Origin of the sequence: Peribacillus sp. YIM B13481 (assembly GCF_042787985.1) — a bacterium.
GTDB lineage: Bacteria > Bacillota > Bacilli > Bacillales > DSM-1321 > Peribacillus > Peribacillus simplex_A.
This window is the reverse complement of the sequence record NZ_JBHZPE010000117.1, coordinates 1-2,466: the sequence shown is the minus strand read 5'-3', so window position 1 is coordinate 2,466 and position 2,466 is coordinate 1. Positions and strand designations below refer to the sequence as shown.

4 protein-coding genes are annotated in these 2,466 nt (G+C 34.5%); all 4 read right to left on the bottom strand.

From position 1 onward, the window contains the following. Positions 1-528: 528 nt before the first annotated feature. Positions 529-1,029 (bottom strand): DinB family protein, encoded by a 501-nt coding sequence (locus tag ACFX4X_RS25360; protein ID WP_061465102.1) that lies wholly within the window; start codon positions 1,027-1,029, stop codon positions 529-531. Positions 1,030-1,121: 92 nt separating this feature from the next. Further along, on the bottom strand, positions 1,122-1,325 hold the full coding sequence (locus tag ACFX4X_RS25355; RefSeq protein ID WP_284469544.1) for a hypothetical protein: 204 nt from the start codon (positions 1,323-1,325) through the stop codon (positions 1,122-1,124). 236 nt (positions 1,326-1,561) lie between these two features. Continuing rightward, positions 1,562-1,771 carry a hypothetical protein gene (locus ACFX4X_RS25350; RefSeq protein ID WP_061465106.1) on the bottom strand — a complete coding sequence of 70 codons (210 nt, stop codon included), beginning with the start codon at positions 1,769-1,771 and terminating at the stop codon, positions 1,562-1,564. A gap of 249 nt (positions 1,772-2,020) precedes the next feature. Further along, positions 2,021-2,239 (bottom strand): hypothetical protein, encoded by a 219-nt coding sequence (locus ACFX4X_RS25345; protein ID WP_317778917.1) that lies wholly within the window; start codon positions 2,237-2,239, stop codon positions 2,021-2,023. Positions 2,240-2,466 lie beyond the last annotated feature (227 nt).

The following is a 2,466-nucleotide window of genomic DNA, read 5'->3' as shown; positions in this document are numbered from 1 at the left end:
ACCATTAAAATCTTCTTCTGTTTTTGCAATCATTTTTATCCTACCTCATTATCTTTTATCATTAATAAGCTATATAATTATTAATTGTACCTTTATTTTCTCGAAAAATAAAAGCAATGTAAAATATTTGGTACAATCCCCCTCGCCTGAATTATTCTTCGATCAAGGAATAGACTACAAAAGGATCTAGTACATATGACTATACTATTAATTGGATTTACCTTCCACTTTTCTTATAGAACTAATCTGCCCCGATAGTTGCATAGGGAAAAGCTGCCTTAAAAACAGCTCCGATCTTAAGCTAACGCACCCGTTAGCCAGTATTGTGGAGGCAATTAACTTATTCTTGCTGGTAATGTTAAATATCGCAGAAGAGTGAGATTACTTTGGAGCAACAATTGTTTGATTAAAGTTATTCGTTAGCTCAAAGAAAGATCTGTGTAAACATCTCTCGATCCTCAACTAACGTCACCTTTTTGAAGAAAAAATGAATTACTCTTCTCTTGCCTATTTATAATGAATAATATTTCAAGAATACCAATAAAAAGCATAATCAGTCATAACTGAAGAATCACCCAACTGATGTAACATAGCTGAAATATTCCCTCTATGATAGGTTCCATGATTCACAACGTGTAAGACCATTTCAGATATACTTGTTTCTCTTAATCCTGCCCATGGATTATCCAACATTATTCTCTGTTCCATATCTTCCTGTCTGTTCAAAAAGGATTTAAACCGAGATGTTAAAGTGTGAAATTCCGTTTCTAAGTCTTCAATTGGCAGTTTCTCAATCTTTTCTTGAATTTGAAATGAAGATTGCATTGCTTCATTCATACTCTGACCCTCGAGGGTATTAAGCCATCCATATTCCACCAAATAGAGATGAGATAAAACCTTTGAAATAGAAGAAAAGACACTTTTCATTTCCTTTTGATATTTCTCAGGAGAAAGTGTCTTAAGATGATCAATAATCCGTTGATTTGCCCATACATGATAGTTATATAGATTTTCTACATGATTTGCCATACAATCGCCTCCTTATCATTACGTTTTTTTATATTCTTTATCAGAATGAATTATTCCTTTAAATATTATTACTTGTTAACACAAACTATGTATTAGTGATCGACTTTTTTCTTATCAAAATCTCCCCATAACCAACTAAAAAGGGAATGAAATGCTACGAAATAGAATGCGTATGCTAAATTCCCTAACCAATTTATCGTTTGCCCCCTGAAGTATTGCAGACCAGAGCTTGCAATATACATGAGTATGAAACCCACTACATAACTAATGAAGAACCTTTTCTTTGTTATTGCCATAAATACAAACCACTCCTATTCTTTGGCAGGCAATCCAACTATCCTGCCCCGACAGTTGCATAAAGAAAAAGTTTCCTTAAAGATGCTCAATATTCAACGAATGCACCCGTTAGTTTATGAAGGAATATTTGTCTAAACCTGCCCTTAGTGAAAACCACTTTTATTCCCCCTATAAAAATAAAAATAGTGCCAATTTCTTTTTAATAGAAATCGGCACTTCGTTTATTCGCTATACGTTATCGTGTCGCTTTAGGCGGTTGGCACACGTCACATTTACGTTGTTTATTATTTTTAAATTTCGTAAATGTTTTTTCAAAGTTGCTACCACATGTACATTTAAATAGTAACTTTTGAGAAAAGCCGTGATATTCCGTCGATAGCAACTTACTTTCCGAATTTTTCTCAACAAATTCTTTAATTTTACCAATCGTCCATTGTTTATTCATTCTCTTACACCTCCATATTTTATCGCTTTGCGGAGGCTTTTCTTGGCATCCGTTCAATTATAAGTAAAAGTAGTAATTATCCTAAGTTACCCATTATAACATGCCGGCACTCAATTAAACAGATGGAAGGTATCTTAATAAACTAAACTTCCCCTTTAGTTCCATAAAGTAAAAGCTGCCTTAAAGAGATCTTAAGCTAACATACCTTAGTTGTAGAAGGTTTTTGCCGAAAATGCACAGCGATGGACTTTACATGCCCCTACTTATAGGGGTTTTTTCAGGAGTACAGGTCAGGTATTTTCGGGATACAGCATTAAAATATCCTACATCAATAATTGCTTTCTCTCCTTTATCAGGGCATTGAATATGCGTCAGCTGAAGTGATTCATTGATGATGACCAAGTCTATTGCGTCTAATTCTTTTTTGCAGCACAAACATTTTACAGGCAGTAAGTTTTCTTTCTCCATTAAAGAAGCCCCCTTTTTGATAAATAGGTATTCTTTATTTCTAGTTGCTAATCCTACCTGTTCACATAACCGTCAAAAATTCCTTTTTCCATTACATGTTTAGTTGGTGTCTATATAGATTGTTCAACCAGTCTTCCCCGATAGCTCCTTAATCGAGTAGGGGGAAAATAAGTTTATTTTCGCCCCTCTCACAACACCGTACGTACGGTTCGCGTATACGGCGTTTC